17 protein-coding genes and 3 tRNA genes are annotated in these 17,571 nt (G+C 40.8%); 13 read left to right on the forward strand and 7 right to left on the reverse strand.

Annotation, left to right across the window (positions count from 1 at the left end):
• Nucleotides 1–93: 93 nt before the first annotated feature.
• On the forward strand, nt 94–735 hold the full coding sequence (gene rnt / locus ACWPW6_RS11040; protein WP_154625074.1) for a ribonuclease T: 642 nt from the start codon (nt 94–96) through the stop codon (nt 733–735).
• A 106-nt stretch (nt 736–841) separates the two neighbouring features.
• Here the strand turns inward: rnt and ACWPW6_RS11045 are convergent, their stop codons facing one another.
• A complete protein-coding gene (locus ACWPW6_RS11045) occupies nt 842–1,189 on the reverse strand; it encodes a Grx4 family monothiol glutaredoxin (RefSeq protein WP_163861998.1) in 348 nt (115 codons plus the stop codon).
• Nucleotides 1,190–1,692: 503 nt separating this feature from the next.
• On the opposite strand from ACWPW6_RS11045, the gene sodB reads away from it, so the two are divergent.
• Nucleotides 1,693–2,271, forward strand: coding sequence for a superoxide dismutase [Fe] (gene sodB, locus ACWPW6_RS11050; protein WP_154625072.1), 579 nt, complete (start codon nt 1,693–1,695; stop codon nt 2,269–2,271).
• A 77-nt stretch (nt 2,272–2,348) separates the two neighbouring features.
• On the opposite strand, the gene cydH is transcribed toward sodB, so the two are convergent.
• Nucleotides 2,349–2,432 carry a cytochrome bd-I oxidase subunit CydH gene (gene cydH / locus ACWPW6_RS11055; protein WP_101495216.1) on the reverse strand — a complete coding sequence of 28 codons (84 nt, stop codon included), beginning with the start codon at nt 2,430–2,432 and terminating at the stop codon, nt 2,349–2,351.
• A gap of 281 nt (nt 2,433–2,713) precedes the next feature.
• Here cydH and purR point away from each other — a divergent pair, with 281 nt between their 5' ends.
• The gene (gene purR, locus ACWPW6_RS11060; protein WP_154625071.1) at nt 2,714–3,739 is read left to right on the forward strand and encodes an HTH-type transcriptional repressor PurR; all 1,026 of its coding nucleotides are present in this window, start codon (nt 2,714–2,716) and stop codon (nt 3,737–3,739) included.
• Here the strand turns inward: purR and punR are convergent, their stop codons facing one another.
• Complete coding sequence (gene punR / locus ACWPW6_RS11065) at nt 3,740–4,645, reverse strand: DNA-binding transcriptional activator PunR (protein ID WP_154625070.1); 906 nt, start codon at nt 4,643–4,645, stop codon at nt 3,740–3,742.
• 123 nt (nt 4,646–4,768) lie between these two features.
• On the opposite strand from punR, the gene punC reads away from it, so the two are divergent.
• From punC to ACWPW6_RS11085, 4 genes are all read left to right on the forward strand, one after another.
• Nucleotides 4,769–5,989, forward strand: coding sequence for a purine nucleoside transporter PunC (gene punC, locus ACWPW6_RS11070; protein ID WP_154625069.1), 1,221 nt, complete (start codon nt 4,769–4,771; stop codon nt 5,987–5,989).
• Nucleotides 5,990–6,351: 362 nt separating this feature from the next.
• Nucleotides 6,352–7,500, forward strand: a complete 1,149-nt coding sequence (gene cfa, locus ACWPW6_RS11075) for a cyclopropane fatty acyl phospholipid synthase (protein ID WP_163862004.1) — start codon at nt 6,352–6,354, stop codon at nt 7,498–7,500.
• 158 nt (nt 7,501–7,658) lie between these two features.
• Nucleotides 7,659–8,414, forward strand: a complete 756-nt coding sequence (locus ACWPW6_RS11080; RefSeq protein ID WP_247047079.1) for a helix-turn-helix transcriptional regulator — start codon at nt 7,659–7,661, stop codon at nt 8,412–8,414.
• Between the two features lie 27 nt (nt 8,415–8,441).
• Nucleotides 8,442–8,729: a putative quinol monooxygenase gene (locus ACWPW6_RS11085; RefSeq protein ID WP_154625067.1), complete on the forward strand. Its 288-nt coding sequence runs from the start codon at nt 8,442–8,444 to the stop codon at nt 8,727–8,729.
• Between the two features lie 183 nt (nt 8,730–8,912).
• Here the strand turns inward: ACWPW6_RS11085 and ACWPW6_RS11090 are convergent, their stop codons facing one another.
• Complete coding sequence (locus tag ACWPW6_RS11090; protein ID WP_154625066.1) at nt 8,913–9,569, reverse strand: riboflavin synthase subunit alpha; 657 nt, start codon at nt 9,567–9,569, stop codon at nt 8,913–8,915.
• Nucleotides 9,570–9,852: 283 nt separating this feature from the next.
• Here ACWPW6_RS11090 and ACWPW6_RS11095 point away from each other — a divergent pair, with 283 nt between their 5' ends.
• The 6 genes from ACWPW6_RS11095 (at nt 9,853) to ACWPW6_RS11120 (ending at nt 14,271) form a co-directional block, all read left to right on the forward strand.
• A complete protein-coding gene (locus ACWPW6_RS11095) occupies nt 9,853–11,226 on the forward strand; it encodes an MATE family efflux transporter (protein WP_163862008.1) in 1,374 nt (457 codons plus the stop codon).
• Between the two features lie 158 nt (nt 11,227–11,384).
• A tRNA-Val gene (locus tag ACWPW6_RS11100) sits at nt 11,385–11,461 on the forward strand.
• Nucleotides 11,462–11,487: 26 nt separating this feature from the next.
• A tRNA-Val gene (locus ACWPW6_RS11105) sits at nt 11,488–11,564 on the forward strand.
• Between the two features lie 27 nt (nt 11,565–11,591).
• Nucleotides 11,592–11,668 (forward strand) — tRNA-Val (locus ACWPW6_RS11110).
• A 409-nt stretch (nt 11,669–12,077) separates the two neighbouring features.
• Complete coding sequence (gene pykF / locus ACWPW6_RS11115) at nt 12,078–13,490, forward strand: pyruvate kinase PykF (RefSeq protein ID WP_154625065.1); 1,413 nt, start codon at nt 12,078–12,080, stop codon at nt 13,488–13,490.
• A 544-nt stretch (nt 13,491–14,034) separates the two neighbouring features.
• Nucleotides 14,035–14,271, forward strand: coding sequence for a major outer membrane lipoprotein (locus ACWPW6_RS11120; RefSeq protein WP_004919171.1), 237 nt, complete (start codon nt 14,035–14,037; stop codon nt 14,269–14,271).
• Between the two features lie 106 nt (nt 14,272–14,377).
• Here ACWPW6_RS11120 and ACWPW6_RS11125 read toward each other — a convergent pair whose 3' ends face one another.
• From ACWPW6_RS11125 to sufS, 3 genes are all read right to left on the reverse strand, one after another.
• Nucleotides 14,378–15,451, reverse strand: a complete 1,074-nt coding sequence (locus ACWPW6_RS11125) for a L,D-transpeptidase family protein (RefSeq protein WP_249998857.1) — start codon at nt 15,449–15,451, stop codon at nt 14,378–14,380.
• A gap of 270 nt (nt 15,452–15,721) precedes the next feature.
• On the reverse strand, nt 15,722–16,138 hold the full coding sequence (gene sufE, locus ACWPW6_RS11130) for a cysteine desulfuration protein SufE (RefSeq protein ID WP_249998859.1): 417 nt from the start codon (nt 16,136–16,138) through the stop codon (nt 15,722–15,724).
• A 187-nt stretch (nt 16,139–16,325) separates the two neighbouring features.
• Nucleotides 16,326–17,564 (reverse strand): cysteine desulfurase SufS, encoded by a 1,239-nt coding sequence (sufS, locus tag ACWPW6_RS11135; protein ID WP_154625062.1) that lies wholly within the window; start codon nt 17,562–17,564, stop codon nt 16,326–16,328.
• Between the last annotated feature and the right edge of the window lie 7 nt (nt 17,565–17,571).

Raw genomic sequence — 17,571 nt, forward strand, 5'->3', positions numbered from 1 at the left:
GCAGTGTGCTTCCTGCCTAGTTTTAGTTTATCTGCAAAATTTTTTTGGCTTTGGCATAATAGCCACTAACCAGAAACCTAATATAAAAACCTAATGTCTGATAAAAATAATCCCAATGCACTCGTTAACCGCTTCAGAGGATACTATCCTGTCGTCATTGATGTGGAAACGGGTGGGTTTAACGCCAAAACGGATGGCCTACTTGAAATTGCCGCCATTACTTTAAAAATGGATAAAGACGGCTGGTTATCCCCTGATGAGACCTTACATTTTCATGTAGAACCCTTTGAGGGAGCAAATTTAGAACCAACAGCTTTAGCCTTCACCGGCATTGATCCCACTAACCCATTACGTGGTGCAGTTAGTGAATACGACGCTTTGCACGCTATTTTTAAAATGGTACGCAAAGGGATGAAAGCTACCGATTGTAATCGAGCCATTATTGTTGCTCATAATGCGACATTCGATCATAGTTTTGTCATGAATGCAGCTGAACGTGCAGGCTTAAAACGTAATCCATTCCACCCATTTGCCACATTCGATACTGCGGCATTAAGTGGTCTGGTTTTCGGACAAACGATTTTAGCGAAAGCTTGTGTGACAGCGGGTATTCCATTTGATGGCAAGCAAGCTCACGGGGCCTTATATGATACGAATCGTACCGCACTGTTGTTCTGTGAATTAGTAAATAAATGGAAAAAGCTAGGTGGTTGGCCACTCGCAGAGCAAGAGTAACCCCGCCCCCTTAAGCCCCTTAAGATACAAAAAAACCGCATTAGCTTAACCTATGGGGCTAATACGGTTTTTTAGATTTACTCGGCGTTCTTAACTAAGCAGATACTTACTCCGCACGAGTCTCATCCGCAGAGCGATACTTATCAGCAGTTTCTTTAATCAGTGACTGGAGTTCACCGCGCTGATACATTTCCATGATGATATCGCAACCGCCTACTAGCTCACCATCAACCCATAATTGTGGGAAAGTTGGCCAATTAGCGTATTTTGGTAGTTCTGCACGAATATCTGGATTTTGCAGAATATCGACATAAGCGAAACGTTCACCACAAGCAGATAAAGCTTGAACTGCCTGAGCAGAAAAACCACAGCTAGGGAGCTTAGGAGAGCCTTTCATGTACAGAAGGATTGGGTTTTCTTTAATTTGGCGCTCGATTCTTTCAATTGTCGTCATTTTTACTTCCTTAGAACATGGGTGCTGATTTGCAGTCAGTCGCCATCGTCAGCCATTTTCTCAACGATGGCGACTAAGCTAGAATATTTGACCGGAATGTTAAAACGTGATTGTTTCATACAATATGCCAGTTTTACAGGGGTATTACTATAGCACTCCAAGCTGGAAAAAGGGATTTTTTCTAGAATCCCGTTTTAAGTTACACGAACTTCCTTCAGCAAGGCAGAAAAGCGCGATCTTAAACTCTATTGATTAAGATAATTATCTCTATGATTTTAAGGTGTTTTTGTTGAAAAAATTTGGTAATATATGACGCAGAATATCCATGCCTATAACTCGGCAAGCATCTCATGCTATTATTAATCTATTAAAGAATAAGCAAGACCGCATGAACGTTCGGTTCGTGTATAACTCATAGCAAGATATACGTATTAAATTATTTGCTCACTTTTATGAGCACCACACCCATATGTGTTGTTTTAAACGCAAACAAGGAGTACGCAATGTCATTTGAACTTCCCGCTCTACCTTATGCTAAAAATGCGCTAGAACCTTATATCTCGGAAGAAACCTTAGAGTATCACTATGGTAAACACCATAATACCTATGTTGTTAATCTCAACAATTTAGTCAAAGGTACGGCTTTCGAAGGTAAATCACTGGAAGAGATCATCAAGACTTCAGATGCGGGTATTTTTAATAACGCCGCACAGGTTTGGAACCATACTTTTTACTGGCACTGCTTAGCACCAAATGCGGGTGGAGAACCAACCGGTAAAGTTGCTGAAGCCATTAATAAAGCTTTTGGTTCTTTCGCTGAATTCAAACAACAGTTCACAGATGCTGCGATTAAAAATTTCGGTGCCGGTTGGACTTGGCTGGTTCAAAAAACCGATGGCAGCTTAGCTATTGTGAATACATCAAATGCGGCAACCCCTATCTCTGGTGATGATAAACCTATCCTCACTGTCGATATTTGGGAACACGCTTATTACATTGATTACCGTAATGCGCGCCCTAAATACCTAGAGAACTTCTGGGCCTTAGTCAACTGGAAATTCGTTGAAGAAAACCTCGCTTAATCATTTTCTTTAGAGAATAGCTAAAGGGCGAGTCAATACTCGCCCTTCTTAATTTCACCTTTAATTAAACAGTAAAATTAAAAAATATGTACTGCAAAAGCAATGATCACAGCCAAAGAACCTAACGCTGCTAATAGTCCAAATTTAAAATCTGTATCCATGAGTCCCTCTCATCATAACGAACAGTTAACCAGCAAAATAACCATAACTTATACATGGTTAAATAAGTATGACATGACGATTTATAAAAACCAGTGTCTATATCACAGGTTATAACATCAATTATTTCTTTTGTTTTTGCGCTAGATCAGACAAAATCGATAACTAATCGCTAAATTATTGCCAGTTAAGGCACTATGCCTCAATATGTAGGTAATATTAGGTAATTTTTTAATAAGAATTCATAACAAGACCGATTATTGGTCAGGAGTTTTTTTTTCCCATGGCAACGATTAAAGATGTGGCGAAGCGCGCTGGCGTCTCCACCACAACCGTATCCCATGTAATAAACAAAACGCGCTTCGTAGCTGATGATACTAAAGCGGCTGTTTGGGCTGCGATAAAAGAACTCAACTATTCACCGAGTGCTGTTGCTCGTAGTTTGAAAGTTAATCATACAAAATCAATTGGCCTACTCGCGACATCAAGTGAGGCGCCTTATTTTGCTGAAGTGATTGAGTCAGTCGAGAATAGTTGCTATGAGAAAGGTTATACCCTTATTTTATGTAACTCTCATAATAACTTAGGTAAGCAACAAGCTTACTTACAAATGCTTGCGCAAAAGCGTGTTGATGGGCTACTCGTCATGTGTTCTGAATATCCCGATAAACTAATCCATATGCTGGAAGATTATCGCAATATTCCTATGGTCGTCATGGACTGGGGCACTTCCCGTGGTGATTTTACCGACAGTATCATTGATAACTCTTTTCATGGCGGTTACCTCGCAGGTCGTTATTTAATTGATCGTGGTCACCGTGACATCGGCGTGATCCCTGGCTCTTTAGAACGCAACACCGGTATTGGTCGACTGACGGGTTTTAAAAAAGCCATGGAAGAAGCGAAAGTGACTTTACGTGATGAATGGATCGTGCAAGGCGACTTTGAACCAGAATCTGGTTATAAAGCAATGATGCAGATCTTAAGCAATAAGCAAAAACCTACTGCCGTGTTCTGTGGCGGTGACATTATGGCGATGGGCGCAATTTGCGCTGCGGATGAGATGGGATTGCGTGTTCCTCAAGACATTTCTATCATTGGCTATGATAATGTGCGCAATGCGCGTTATTTTACTCCCGCGTTGACGACTATCCACCAGCCTAAAGAGCGTCTAGGCCAGATGGCATTCGCTATGCTGCTTGATCGTATTGTGAACAAGCGCGAAGATGCACAAACGATTGAAGTCCATCCTCGCCTAGTTGAGCGTCGTTCTGTTGCTGACGGACCATTTATTGACTACCGTCGTTAATTAAGGCGCTAACCATTCGGCGTTGAGTGTTTCACTATCCCCAAGATATTCAAGTAACCAACTCAACGCCGGTGATGTATTCTTTTCCACCCACGTTAAACAGCAAGGACTCGGAGGGAATGGCTGAGATAGCTGCAATTGGGCTAATTTCCCCTCATCACAAAAGGGCTTTGCTCGGTGCTCAGGTACCATGCCAACACATAAGCCATTAACAAGACATGTCATACCATTTTCCCAAAAAGGCACCACTAAACGCCGCTGATTATCTAATGCCCATGTATCTCTTTTCGGCAAGTTACGTGAGGTATCTTCAAGGCATAAACTTGGGTATTCGCGCATTTGATCGTCTGTCAATTTTCCTTTTAGCTGTGCCAGAGGATGGTTTGGACTGGCCACACAACGCCATGACATAAACCCCATATCACGAAAACTATAACGCTCTCCGATGGGTGAAGCGCGCGTCGCACCAATCGCAACATCAACACGCCCATCGGCGAGTGCATCCCATACGCCGTTAAACACTTCAGGATGAATATATAATTCGATATCAGGAAAATGACGATAGAAATCTAAGATCAGTTGCTCTGTTCGCTGAGGTTTGACAATACAATCTACCGCGATACTAAACTGCCCTCGCCAACCATTTGCTGCCTGTTGACATTGGTGACGCGTTTGTATCATTTTTTTGATAACGGAGCGACTTTGCTTGATGAAAATCTCCCCTGCCTCAGTTAAGGCAACATCGCGGTGACGACGTTCAAAGATAGGTACAGCAAGCCATTCCTCTACTTGCTTAACCGTATAGCTAATTGCAGAAGGAACACGATGCAGTTCTTCCGCAGCGCCACTAAAACTTCCCGTTCTTGCAACGGCATCAATAACTTCTAGAGCATGAGCTGACCACATAATGATACCCTTCAAAAATTTTGATAGCAGATTCCAAATATTACCGTTTCACAATGTAAAAATACAACCTATAAAATAGAGTCTCTGTTAACAATTATGTAAATTCTGGATAAGTAAGCTTCCATGACAAATTCTGCGACAAAAAACTCCCCAGGCTTTATGCTTTACCTTGCTGGTTTGAGTATGCTTGGTTTTTTAGCCATCGATATGTACCTGCCTGCATTTGGTTCAATGCAAACGGCATTAAACACTTCTGAAGGTGCGATTAGTGCTTCTTTGAGCATTTTCTTAGCTGGTTTTGCCTTTGCACAACTTTTGTGGGGGCCATTATCTGACAAACTGGGACGCAAACCGATATTGATCGCAGGTTTATCGTTATTCATTGTGAGCTGTTTAGGCATTTTATGGGTAACGGATGCGACTCAACTCCTTATTTTGCGTTTTTTACAGGCGGTTGGCGTCTGTAGTGCGGCTGTGCTCTGGCAAGCTCTGGTCATTGACCGCTATGATGCTGCGAGCACTCAAAAAGTCTTTGCTTCGATTATGCCTTTAGTGGCTCTTTCTCCGGCTTTAGCACCGTTATTAGGTGCATGGGTTCTTGAACATTATAATTGGGAAATTATTTTTATTGTCTTAATGGCTGTTGGTATTTTATTGTTAATTCCAACCCTGTTATTGAAAAAGAATCCTTCAAAAGACATGACGGTGGATTCCCATGACCAAGAATCTATTTCGTTTTTAAAACTACTGGGTTCACGTATCTATAGTGGTAACGTGTTAGTCTACGCTTCATGTAGTGCGGGTTTTTTTGCTTGGTTAACAGGTTCACCATTTATTTTAAGAAATATGGGTTTTAACCCTGCTGATATTGGTTTGAGCTACATCCCACAAACGCTAGCATTTATTATTGGTGGCTATGGCTGCCGTTTTCTATTAATCAAAATTCGTGCTGAAGTATTATTTCCATTACTGTTGGTCGGTTATGCGGTGAGCATGTCGATACTCTTTTTGATGGCGATATACACAACACCGAGCCTCACCATGATCTTAATTCCATTCTGTTTTATGGCAGCAATGAATGGGGCGTCTTATCCAATCGCGGTGTCAAAAGCACTCAATACCTATCCACAGGCTAGCGGTAAAGCCGCTGCATTACAAAATGCTTTGCAACTTGGTTTATGTTTTTTAGCCAGTTTATTGGTTTCAGCGTTACCTTTCGATCCTTTATTATCGACAACCGGTGTCATGGCGGTGACCATCATACCGATGGTTATTGGTTATTTTATGCAATATACAAAAGATTGCACCAAACAGACTAATGAAAGAACAAGTTATCAGAATTAACAACCTGTTAACTCATCAGCCACTGCTTTGTCGTGGCTGATTTCCTCAAAAAACCCTCTTCCGACCATCTTTCTATGATTATCCACACCTTATCTGATACTCTAATTCAGTGTTATCGCTTAAAATTCTCCTTTTTTACCAAAAGTGACATTTTTCGCCATTGTTAAATAAAATTATCACTTCTATACTCGGATAATACTTAGTCCGAAGTGATTTTTGAGTTAATACGATATTCATGGTTTAAACTCAGGGCGCGACGGTATAAATGCGTTCCTGTCTTTGTGAAGCAATTCTTCGCAATCCTACACCTTCAGCAAGCTGAAATTCTATCTCAAAAACCTTCATCTCAAGTTGGAGAGCATATGAGCACTTGTGTAGATGAAACCAAAACTAAAGTTTCTAATTGGCAAAGAATCGCAGAATCTTTATTAAATCAAGCTGGAATTGAAATAAACGGCTCTAGACCGTTCGACATCCAAATACATAATACTGATTTTTATAAAAGGGTTCTGCAAAAAGGTTCTCTCGGTCTAGGCGAGAGTTACATGGACGGTTGGTGGGACTGTGAACGCTTGGATATCTTTTTTTATAAAGTTTTAAAAGCCAAGCTTGATACAAAGCTGCCAAATAACCTCACAGATATCATGAAAATCGCCATGGCGCGCCTACGAAATTTGCAAACAGAGAAACGCTCTTGGATTGTTGGGGAAGAACATTATGATTTGGGAAATGATCTTTTTACCCTAATGCTAGATCCTTATATGCAATATTCTTGTGGCTATTGGAATCATGCAACGACACTTGAGCAAGCACAAGAAAATAAATTAGATTTAATCTGTCGCAAATTGCAAATTGAGCCGGGTATGCGTCTGTTAGATATTGGATGCGGATGGGGTGGCCTAAGTGCTTATGCTGCACGCCATTATGGCGCATCTGTTACCGGTGTTACCATTTCTAAAGAACAACAAAAATTGGCTCAAGAACGTTGCGCTGGCCTAGATGTTAATATTATCTTGCAAGACTATCGCGAACTAAATGATAAATTCGATCGTATCGTTTCTGTCGGTATGTTCGAACATGTTGGACCTAAAAATTATGCAACCTATTTTGATGTAGCACGCCGCAATATTAAAGACGATGGCTTATTTTTGTTACATACCATTGGCTCTAATAAAAATAAGGTAAATGTCGACTCATGGATCGGTAAATATATATTCCCCAATGGCGTACTTCCTTCCATTCAAAATATAGGTCAATCCAGTGAAGGAAAATTTGTCATGGAAGATTGGCATAATTTTGGTGCTGATTATGACAAAACGCTCATGGCTTGGTATGAGCGCTTTTTAAATAGCTGGCCTGAATTAAGCGAGAATTATACGCCTCGCTTTAAACGTATGTTTAGCTATTATTTAAATTCCTGTGCTGGTGCTTTTCGAGCCAGAGATATTCAGCTATGGCAAATTCTCTGGAGCCCCAATGGGGTCAGCGGCGGAATGAGAGTACCACGTTAATTAACCAAGCGAGTATTCTTTAAAACCGTCGTTAAGGCTCTATTATTGAGAAAAAATCTCTTGATAGAGCCTTAATTTCGTCGTGAGTATTAATTTATTAGTCTTTCGACTAAAAAACGTTATTATATGTTATCTTAATAACTCTTTACGTATAGACTATGCTCAAACAGTATTATCCACCAGCTGAATTGAATGGTTTTATTAGCTCCATCTTAATTTTTAAAAAATTTACTAAACCCATTAAAATTTTTCCTGGTACTGGCGCTGAGATTTGGATTTCCACCAAAGAGTTACATTTATCAACAGCACACCAACAACAAGTTAGCCAATATCAACTTGTCATTCCCCGAGTCGAGACATTTACAGCAAAACCGAATCAAGGAAAATTAATTATATTACGTGTGCGTCATGATGCGGTGCGTTTTTTACTGCCTCAACGTACCTTAGCTTATACGGATAATCCCACCTCGCTTGAGAGCATATGGTCAGAACCTTGGTATCAAAACTTAATCAATGCTTCTTTTAAAGAGCTATTAGAATGTTTTACTGTGACTAAGGCCTCAAAACAGCATCAATTAGTCGATGATATATTGGCTATTCTCTATCGCCATCCAAACAAAAAGATTAACGATATTGCCGATGAAATGGGATATAGTGCACGTTTTATCCAAAAAGAATTTGTCAAAGAATATGGGATCACGCCTAAAAGATATCAGATAAATTGCCGTTTAGAACAATTACTTAAAAGCATGCTTCACGAGCAAGATACCTATCGTTGGCTGGAAACAGGCTATTATGATCAGTCTCACTTTTACCGTGATTTTAAGCGTTATTTTACCATGACCCCGTCCGCCTTCTTAAAGTCCAGCTATTCGTTTTTTTACAATACAAAAGCCAAGTACCCTTTAAGATAGTTCTCAATACACATTAAGGAGAACGGAATGAGTATTGTTGTATATGCACAAATCACGACGGAAAATAAGGATGGGTATTTAACCAAGGATATTATCAAAAATTTAGCTAAATTAAGTCGACGTGAACAAGGGTGTATCAAATACGACCTCTTCACTAAAGATGATGGCTACATTGTTTTTGAAGAATGGGAAAGTGCTGATGCTCTTGAGATGCATAAAAAATCAGCGCATTTTAAACTGTTGGTTGAAGCTATTGAACGTGATAATGCAAGCATCTCGATTAATTTTAGTGAAAATTATCAATGCAAAGATTAATTAAGTAAGTTAATGGCAAGGGCTGCAAAGCGCCCCCTCACCGTTAACTTTTCAAACAAATAGGTTTTCACGCTAATGCATAACACCTTTAATTTGTTTGAATTTTTTAATGCTATAACCGCCGTTGATCTTACGGTGTTATAGCATTTTAAGTAAGCCTCACTGCCTACCCCGCTCGGGTATTTAACTATCGCTCTCTTGTGTAAGCGCTTCTTGGGCTTTCTTTTCTTGTTCTTTCTGCGCTAAAACCCTTTCCACTGTATCTACAATGGCTTGCGTTTGTGGGTCTATTTCTATATTCACTTTGTCCCCTAAGCGTTTTTTACCTAATGTCGTTCTTGCTAGGGTTTCAGGAATTAAATGAACACAAAAACGATTATTGATAACATCGCCTACCGTTAGGCTTATACCATCAATCGCAACAAACCCTTTGTGCAAAATATATTTCATCAGCGATTTGTCATAAATAGACAGCCAAATTTGATGGTTATCTTCTGAGGTGAAAATTTTGCTAATTTCCGCGGTCGTCACAATGTGTCCTGATACCACATGACCACCTATTTCATCACCATATTTCGCGGCTCTTTCGATATTAACGACATCGCCAACTTTCAATTCGCCAAGATTGGTCAGCCTTAATGTTTCCTTGATGAGATCAAAACTAACATACTCGCCATCTATTTTTGTCACGGTCAAGCAACAACCATTATGCGCAACTGAAGCGCCGGTTTCTAACCCGACAAGTAGTTCTGGTGTAAATTTCATCACATGGGTACGAAAATTCGCTCTTTCCGTGACCTCAATAATTGGGGCTGTGCCTTGAACAATACCTGTAAACATAATGATTCTCAGTGCTGTGAATTGATAGACTCAGTTTACCTGACATTTCTTAGAGATCTACCTAATTTGAGTGGTTTTATCTAACCTCGTAATGAATTCTTCTAGGCCATCACACTTGTCTATTGATGACTTTATTTGATATTCAGACTTGCGAGCCATTGGATTAAATTATTAAAAGAGTTAAAATATAACGTTGCTATTAACTATTTGATATATCAAAAATCATTAGCATTTCTTTCTCTAAATTCTATTAATCAGTGTTTATTACTCTAAAGGTGTATGCGTGCAGAAATATTTTACAGAAGCGCGTAGCTTGCTAGCTCTCGGCATTCCGATCATTCTTGCCCAATTTTCACAAACTGCAATGGGTTTTGTGGATACCGTCATGGCAGGTAGCGTTAGTGAAACTGAGATGTCAGCAGTTGCAGTCGGATTTTCTATCTGGCTGCCAGCTATTCTTTTTGGTCAAGGGCTATTAATGGCATTGACACCTATCGTCGCTCAGATGAATGGTTCCGGTCGCCGTAATTTAATTGGTAATCAAATTCAGCAGGGATTATGGCTCGCCTTCTTTCTTTCACTTGGCGTGATTTTTTTACTTTATAATAGCAAGTTAATCATCGGCAACATGCCACATATTGATGAAGAACTGGCAGATAAATCGGTTCGTTTCTTGCATGCCATTATGTGGGGGGCGCCTGGTTATTTATTTTATCAAGTGTTCCGTAGCCAGTGTGAAGGCCTGTCAAAAACCAAACCGGGGATGGTGATTGGTTTTCTGGGTCTAATGGTTAACATTCCGATTAACTACATCTTTATTTATGGCCATTTTGGTGCGCCTGCGTTAGGTGGCGTGGGTTGTGGTGTTGCAACGGCGTCGGTTTATTGGGTTATGTGTTTAATGATGCGTTGGTATGTTCGAAGAGCGCCGACACAACGTGATATTAGAGCGACCCAACGATTTGCGTCCCCTAACCCACAAATTATGAAACGTATTTTTGTATTAGGTGTACCTATTGGTTTAGCGTTGTTCTTTGAAGTGACATTATTTGCCATCGTTGCCTTGATGGTCGCGCCATTAGGTGTTGTCGCTGTAGCGGGTCACCAAGTTGCATTAAACTTCAGCTCAGTGATGTTTATGTTCCCATTGTCATTAGGCATTGCAGCGACGATTCGTGTTGGCTATAACCTTGGGCAGCAATCCACTGAGGCCGCCAAAGTCTCCTCTTATACCAGTTTGGTTGTTGGGTTATTAGTCGCTTGCATGACGGCGATCCTCACTGCAACCTTACGTGAACCTATCGCCTTAATGTATAACAAGAGTCCTGAAGTCGTCGTACTGGCTTCAAGCTTAATGCTATTTGCAGCCATTTATCAGTTATCGGATTCAGTACAAGTTATCGGTGCAGGTATCCTACGTGGCTATAAAGATACTCGTTCTATTTTCTTTATTACTTTTACCGCCTATTGGATTTTAGGGTTACCTATTGGGTATGTGCTCGCTTTAACAGATATCCTATTGCCAGCGATGGGGCCTCAAGGTTTTTGGATTGGCTTTATTGTTGGTCTGAGCGCTGCCGCTATCGGTATGGCAACGCGTATTTGGTGGATCCATAAACAACCTGATAGCGTTGTGCTGTTACGATCAACACGCTAGTTGAGCGAATAATCAGCAAATTATCGTATTGGGGAATGTATTTTCGACTTAGTCGCTGTAAATACGAGCAAACTATCACGAAAATACATTTTCCCCTTGCCAGAACGGCGACAGAAAGTTAATATTCGTTCCCGTTGTCACCCAGACAATTTTGAAATGCGTCCGTAGCTCAGTTGGTTAGAGCACCACCTTGACATGGTGGGGGTCGGTAGTTCGAGTCTACTCGGACGCACCATTCAAAAACGTCAATGAAATCATAATGCGTCCGTAGCTCAGTTGGTTAGAGCACCACCTTGACATGGTGGGGGTCGGTAGTTCGAGTCTACTCGGACGCACCATTTCAAAGACGTCAACGAAATTGTAATGCGTCCGTAGCTCAGTTGGTTAGAGCACCACCTTGACATGGTGGGGGTCGGTAGTTCGAGTCTACTCGGACGCACCATCTTATCGTTCTCTAGTATCATCAATATCCGCTTATATTCATGCATTAGTGCACATAACTTGATTTTGTTGCGCAACTTCCCATCTTAAAACCATCATTTTTTGATCTGAAATATCCCTTCGCTCAATTTTGTAAAATTTGATTTGTCTCACAGTTTTTTGTTGTCTATAATAAGCTCACTAGCTGAAAGGTTTCATCAAAAATAAATCAGTAAGTTAGCTTTAGTGATTTAGGTTACAATAACAATAATTTGCATAAAAAATGAGATCTAATTCACAACATAATTGGATTAAACACCAGACCGTCGCCTATTCTTAATACAATGTGTTGCGCAACTTTTAATATTCTGCGCACCGTAAATAAGCCGGCGACGATACCGATTTCCTTTATAACCTTTAGATAGACTGCCATGAAAAAAACCAAAATTGTTTGTACCATCGGCCCAAAAACCGAATCAGAAGAAAAATTGAGTCAACTTCTTGATGCAGGCATGAATGTCATGCGTCTTAACTTCTCCCACGGCGACTATGAAGAACATGGTCAACGTATCAAAAACCTACGCGCAGTCTGTGCGAGAACAGGCAAACAAGCCGCTATCCTGCTTGATACTAAAGGACCAGAAATCCGCACAATGAAACTCGAAGGCGGTAATGACGTTTCTTTAGTCGCTGGTCAAACTTTCACATTCACGACAGACACCTCAGTCATCGGTAATAAAGATAAAGTTGCCGTAACCTATGCAGGTTTAACGTCTGATCTGAATGCTGGTGATACCGTTTTAGTTGATGATGGTTTGATTGGTATGAAAGTGAAAGATGTCACCGCAACAGAAGTTATCTGTGAAGTCTTAAATAATGGTGACTTAGGCGAGAAAAAAGGCGTTAACCTACCAGGCGTATCTATCGGCCTACCTGCTCTCGCAGAAAAAGATAAAGAAGACTTGGTGTTTGGTTGTGAACAAGGCGTTGATTTTGTCGCTGCCTCTTTTATCCGTAAACGTTCTGACGTTGAAGAAATTCGTGCGCATCTGAAAAAACATGGCGGCGAGAATATTCAAATTATCTCAAAAATTGAGAACCAAGAAGGTTTAAATAATTTTGATGAGATCCTTGAAGCTTCTGACGGTATCATGGTTGCTCGTGGGGATTTGGGTGTTGAGATCCCAGTAGAAGAAGTCATTTTCGCGCAAAAAATGATGATTGAAAAATGTATTGCTGCACGCAAAGTGGTTATCACAGCAACACAAATGTTAGATTCAATGATCAAAAACCCTCGCCCTACTCGTGCCGAAGCGGGTGACGTAGCGAACGCTATCCTCGATGGTACCGATGCCGTGATGCTTTCTGGTGAAAGTGCGAAAGGTAAATACCCTATTGAAGCAGTCACTATCATGGCAACGATTTGTGAGCGTACTGACCGTGTTATGCCTTCACGTATCGATAACCAAAAACCTGGTCAGCGTTTACGCGTCACCGAAGCCGTTTGCCGTGGTGCAGTAGAAATGTCACAAAAATTGGAAGTACCACTGATTGTTGTGGCGACTTTCGGTGGTAAATCTGCAAAATCGGTCCGTAAATATTTCCCTACCGCACCAATTTTAGCATTGACCACCAATGAAGAGACGGCGCGTCAGCTGTTATTGGTAAAAGGGGTTATTCCAATGATGGTCGGTGGATTCACATCAACAGATGACTTCTATCGTGAAGGTAAACGTGCAGCGCTAAATAGTGGTCTCGCTAAAGAAGGTGATGCCATTGTCATGGTTTCTGGCGCACTCGTACCAAGTGGAACAACAAATACTTCATCAGTACACGTTTTATAATCGTAATATTACCTATAGCATGACTTTACTATAGGTACTCCGATTATCTTTGAAACGGGAAAAACTCACTTTTTCCCGTTTTTTTATTTATCTCCGACATTTCAATAACACAATTCACAGGACTTTGTCCTAGCGCAATAAACAGGTCGTCGTTATCCGCTAATTTCAGACTAATACTATTCGTCTAATATAGAAGGCTATTTTGGTTTAACATAAAATGCTTTCATTAGATAACTTTTTAATTTATGACATTATTGCAATCTATTATTCATTTGCTATATTAGACTAATATCTGAGAGCTAACTGAGTTCTACCGAATAATAGCCTTGAGAGTTAAAAATTAATTTTCTTATTTTTCCTACTATCTGGCGTAAAGTATTTCTAGCAAAACTGGAAATTAAGTACTAGCATAAGACTAAGTGGGTACCATTCCACAACACATTAAGTGTTAAAGTGGATAAGTAGATGTGGAGCAATCTAATATCTATTTTGTTGGTAGCTTACTTTGATATTTTCAAGATAAATCTATCTAGAGGGTAAAATAATGATTCGTACTAAAATTGTACTGGGCTCTATCGTATTAGCTTCAGCATTACTGGCGGGTTGTTCTAACAGCACTGAAGTGCAAAAACTCTCTTCAGACGTGCAAACTCTGAATGGTAAAGTTGATCAACTGAGCAACGATGTTCAGACTATCCGTGCTGAAGTACAAGCTGCACAACAAGAAGCAGCTCGTGCTAACCAACGTCTTGATAACCAAGTTCGTTCTTACAAAAAGTAAGTTTAAATTAGCTGCGATATAGCAAGTATGTTTTGATATCGTACAATAAATAATAATAAGAGGGCCTAATTTTTAGGCCCTTATTTTTTGTACTTTAAAACCCCAATCAGTGGCTTTCAGACTCCTGATACACAGGCTGAGGCTGTGTAATGGTAAACTGATCGATCGGTTTTAATTCAGGATAATGCCCCTGATCAGAAGCTTCCTCACTCTTTTCTGGTCCGTTGACTGCGTATTCAGGTTCATATTGTCTCTCTACGCCCTGCTCTACATTCACCTTCACAGGCAACCCTGAACGTCTTGCCAGCTCTTTTTCCACTAAGGATTTATCAATGCCTTCATTCTCAAGGAAACGTTTGAAATCATCAGATAGCGGGATAGGCATCGTTTGGGGATCATCTGTCGCTTTCTTCGAAAGGGGTTGGTGTACTTCAATATAGTAGCTACCATCTGGCTCTTTGGAATACTTAACAGGCTGGTTAATAACCTGAACGCGCGTTCCTTTAGGTACCGTTTTAAACAAGGCTTCAATATCATCAGGGCGTAAACGAATACATCCCGAGCTCACACGCATACCAATCCCAAAATCGGCATTAGTCCCATGAATTAAGTATTCACCTCTGCCGTAGGCTAAGCGTAGTGCATAGAGTCCCATTGGGTTATCTGGCCCAGCAGGTACTACCGCTGGTAATGTAATACCTTCTTTTGCATAATTTTTACGAATATTGGCTGTAGGTGTCCACGTCGGATCTTTAATTGATTGACTGACCGACGTCACCATTTCCGGTGTGTCACGACCTAATTGACCAATACCGATCGGGTAGACGACCACTTCTTGGCTACCAGCAGGATAGTAATAGAGCCTTAATTCAGCAAGGTTGATAACAATGCCCGTTCTAGGCGTGGCGGGGAGTAACATTTGAGTTGGGATAATCAACTCTTTTCCCGCTTCCGGTAAATAAGGATCAGTACCTGGGTTCGCTTCTAACATCGCAAGTAAACCGATTTGATATTCACTGGCGATCATTTCTAGCGAACGCCCATCATCAGGTACGACATAACGCGCATTTTCCCCGATAAGACGCGTATTGCTATCTGGTAATGGATAATCCATTGCTTGCACTGGCGACAGCAATGCACTCGCTATAAACAAACTTGCTACAGTTAACACTTTCTTCATACCGACTCCAGGGAATAATACCATATGCATACTCTAATTATTCAAGGTGCAACTTAAAGCCTCATGAGTATACCGTTTAGTGAGAGATGTACATAATAGCAACTATATTACATATCTTTAATAGCTATTAAATATTTTAGGCTGTAACCGCTGCCGTGGGCTGACGAAACGACATACAATCATTAATGAATAGGTTAACAATTCACTTAAGTGCCGTTGATAGGAATAACACGAAAAAAGAGCAGGGAAATGCATTCCCCTGCTTAACGCTTATTGTAACTCGGTTGCACGAGACAAAATGGTACGGATCATTGCATTTAACCCTTGAGTGCGTGACGGGGTTAAATGCTGCTCTAAAGCAAGTTGCGAAAAAAATGCTTTTACATCTAACGACAGAATATCTACTGCTGTTTTATCCTGAAAAAGAATAATGACTATTGCCACTAACCCTTTCACAATAGCTGCATCACTGTCACCAGCAAAATGAATGCGGCCATCCGCTTGCTTTTGCATGTCTATCCATACTTGGCTCTGACAACCTGCAATCAGGTTCTTGTCACTACGCTGTTGCTCTGTTAATGCCGTTAAACGTCCACCAAGCTCTATCATATACAGATAACGCTCTTCCCAGTTTTGGCAACGTGCAAAATTCCGTAGCAATTTATGTTCATCGGGTAAAGCAGGCATACTTCTTTCCTTAATAAGTCACAAATGTATCTAAGCTTAGTTGGCCTGATTAACGCTTTGTTTATTATCGATTCATGATGGAGATAAGGCTAACTCAGTACAAAACTCGTTATGCTAATAATTAAAAAAGCCAATCGTGATTGGCTTTTTCAGTCAATAATAACAAAAAATCATCAGGCGTTAATGCTTAGCCTAATAATTTTTTAATGCGCAGTAATGCATCACATAAAGAGTCTATCTCTTCTTTCGTCGTATAGATACCCACGGATGCCCGACACATTGCAGGAACATTATAGCGCTCCATTAATGGCAGTGCACAATGATGCCCAGTTCGAATGGCGATACCGTATTGATCTAAAAAAGAACCGACGTCATAAGCATGATGAACTCCCAGATTGAAAGCGATCACCCCTTCACGCTGGTCGTTACCATATAACGTTAACGATGGAATCTGTTTCAGCTTTTCGGTGGCATACTCCATCACTGCTTTTTCATAAGCAAATGCGTCAGCTCTTCCTAAAGCATTCAGATAATCAAACGCTGCACCTAGGCCAATAATTGCGCTGACATTCGGGGTTCCTGCTTCAAAACGCCATGGCGCATCGGCATAGGTAATACCTTTCTTAAGGCTAACATGGCGGATCATTGCTCCACCACCTTCCCATGGCGGCATCTTATCAAGAAGGGATTTTTTGCCATAAAGGATACCTATCCCTGTTGGCCCATACAATTTATGTCCAGAAAAAGTATAAAAATCACAATCTAAATCCTGCACATCAACAACACTGTGCATTGCGCCTTGAGCACCATCAACCAGTACATAAAGCTCTGCACCACGCTCGGCGGCAATCGCTCTTGCATCTTGAATAATGGTTTTCACAGGATTGACAGTACCGAGCACATTAGAGATATGAGTAAAGCTCAACAAGCGCGTATTCGCATCAATCAATGCGTCAAGTTTTGCTAACTCTAACTCACCATGATCAGAAACAGGAATGAGGCGAATTTCACAGCCGATCTGCTCTGCCAATAAATACCAAGGAACGATATTGGCATGATGTTCCATCTCGGTAATGACAATATTGTCGCCTTTACCGATAAATTTGCGGCCAAAAGTGTTCGCTACCAAGTTAATTGCTTCTGTTGTTCCTTTAACAAAAACAATTTCCTCTGCTGAGGCGGCATGAATAAAATCCGCGGCTTTTTGGCGAACGTTTTCCATCATCGTTGTGGCTTGAGCACTAAGCGTATGTATGCCCCGATGTACCGCAGCATATTGATGCAACGTAAACTCGCTCTCTTTTTCAATCACCTGAAGAGGCTTTTGTGCACTAGCCGCGCTATCAAGATAAACCAAAGGATGATTATGGATACTTTGGGATAAGGCAGGAAAATCCTGCCTAACTGCTGCTACGTTGAATGTCATACGCGTA

The organism is Providencia sp. Marseille-Q8014, from assembly GCF_965112055.1.

Excerpts from the sequence above, each read along its gene's own strand:
- rnt (WP_154625074.1), top strand. The coding sequence starts at position 94 with ATGTCTGATAAAAATAATCCCAATGCACTCGTTAACCGCTTCAGAGGA.
- ACWPW6_RS11045 (WP_163861998.1), bottom strand. The coding sequence starts at position 1,189 with ATGACGACAATTGAAAGAATCGAGCGCCAAATTAAAGAAAACCCAATC.
- sodB (WP_154625072.1), top strand. The coding sequence starts at position 1,693 with ATGTCATTTGAACTTCCCGCTCTACCTTATGCTAAAAATGCGCTAGAA.
- cydH (WP_101495216.1), bottom strand. The coding sequence starts at position 2,432 with ATGGATACAGATTTTAAATTTGGACTATTAGCAGCGTTAGGTTCTTTG.
- purR (WP_154625071.1), top strand. The coding sequence starts at position 2,714 with ATGGCAACGATTAAAGATGTGGCGAAGCGCGCTGGCGTCTCCACCACA.
- punR (WP_154625070.1), bottom strand. The coding sequence starts at position 4,645 with ATGTGGTCAGCTCATGCTCTAGAAGTTATTGATGCCGTTGCAAGAACG.
- punC (WP_154625069.1), top strand. The coding sequence starts at position 4,769 with ATGACAAATTCTGCGACAAAAAACTCCCCAGGCTTTATGCTTTACCTT.
- cfa (WP_163862004.1), top strand. The coding sequence starts at position 6,352 with ATGAGCACTTGTGTAGATGAAACCAAAACTAAAGTTTCTAATTGGCAA.
- ACWPW6_RS11080 (WP_247047079.1), top strand. The coding sequence starts at position 7,659 with ATGCTCAAACAGTATTATCCACCAGCTGAATTGAATGGTTTTATTAGC.
- ACWPW6_RS11085 (WP_154625067.1), top strand. The coding sequence starts at position 8,442 with ATGAGTATTGTTGTATATGCACAAATCACGACGGAAAATAAGGATGGG.
- ACWPW6_RS11090 (WP_154625066.1), bottom strand. The coding sequence starts at position 9,569 with ATGTTTACAGGTATTGTTCAAGGCACAGCCCCAATTATTGAGGTCACG.
- pykF (WP_154625065.1), top strand. The coding sequence starts at position 12,078 with ATGAAAAAAACCAAAATTGTTTGTACCATCGGCCCAAAAACCGAATCA.
- ACWPW6_RS11120 (WP_004919171.1), top strand. The coding sequence starts at position 14,035 with ATGATTCGTACTAAAATTGTACTGGGCTCTATCGTATTAGCTTCAGCA.
- ACWPW6_RS11125 (WP_249998857.1), bottom strand. The coding sequence starts at position 15,451 with ATGAAGAAAGTGTTAACTGTAGCAAGTTTGTTTATAGCGAGTGCATTG.
- sufE (WP_249998859.1), bottom strand. The coding sequence starts at position 16,138 with ATGCCTGCTTTACCCGATGAACATAAATTGCTACGGAATTTTGCACGT.
- sufS (WP_154625062.1), bottom strand. The coding sequence starts at position 17,564 with ATGACATTCAACGTAGCAGCAGTTAGGCAGGATTTTCCTGCCTTATCC.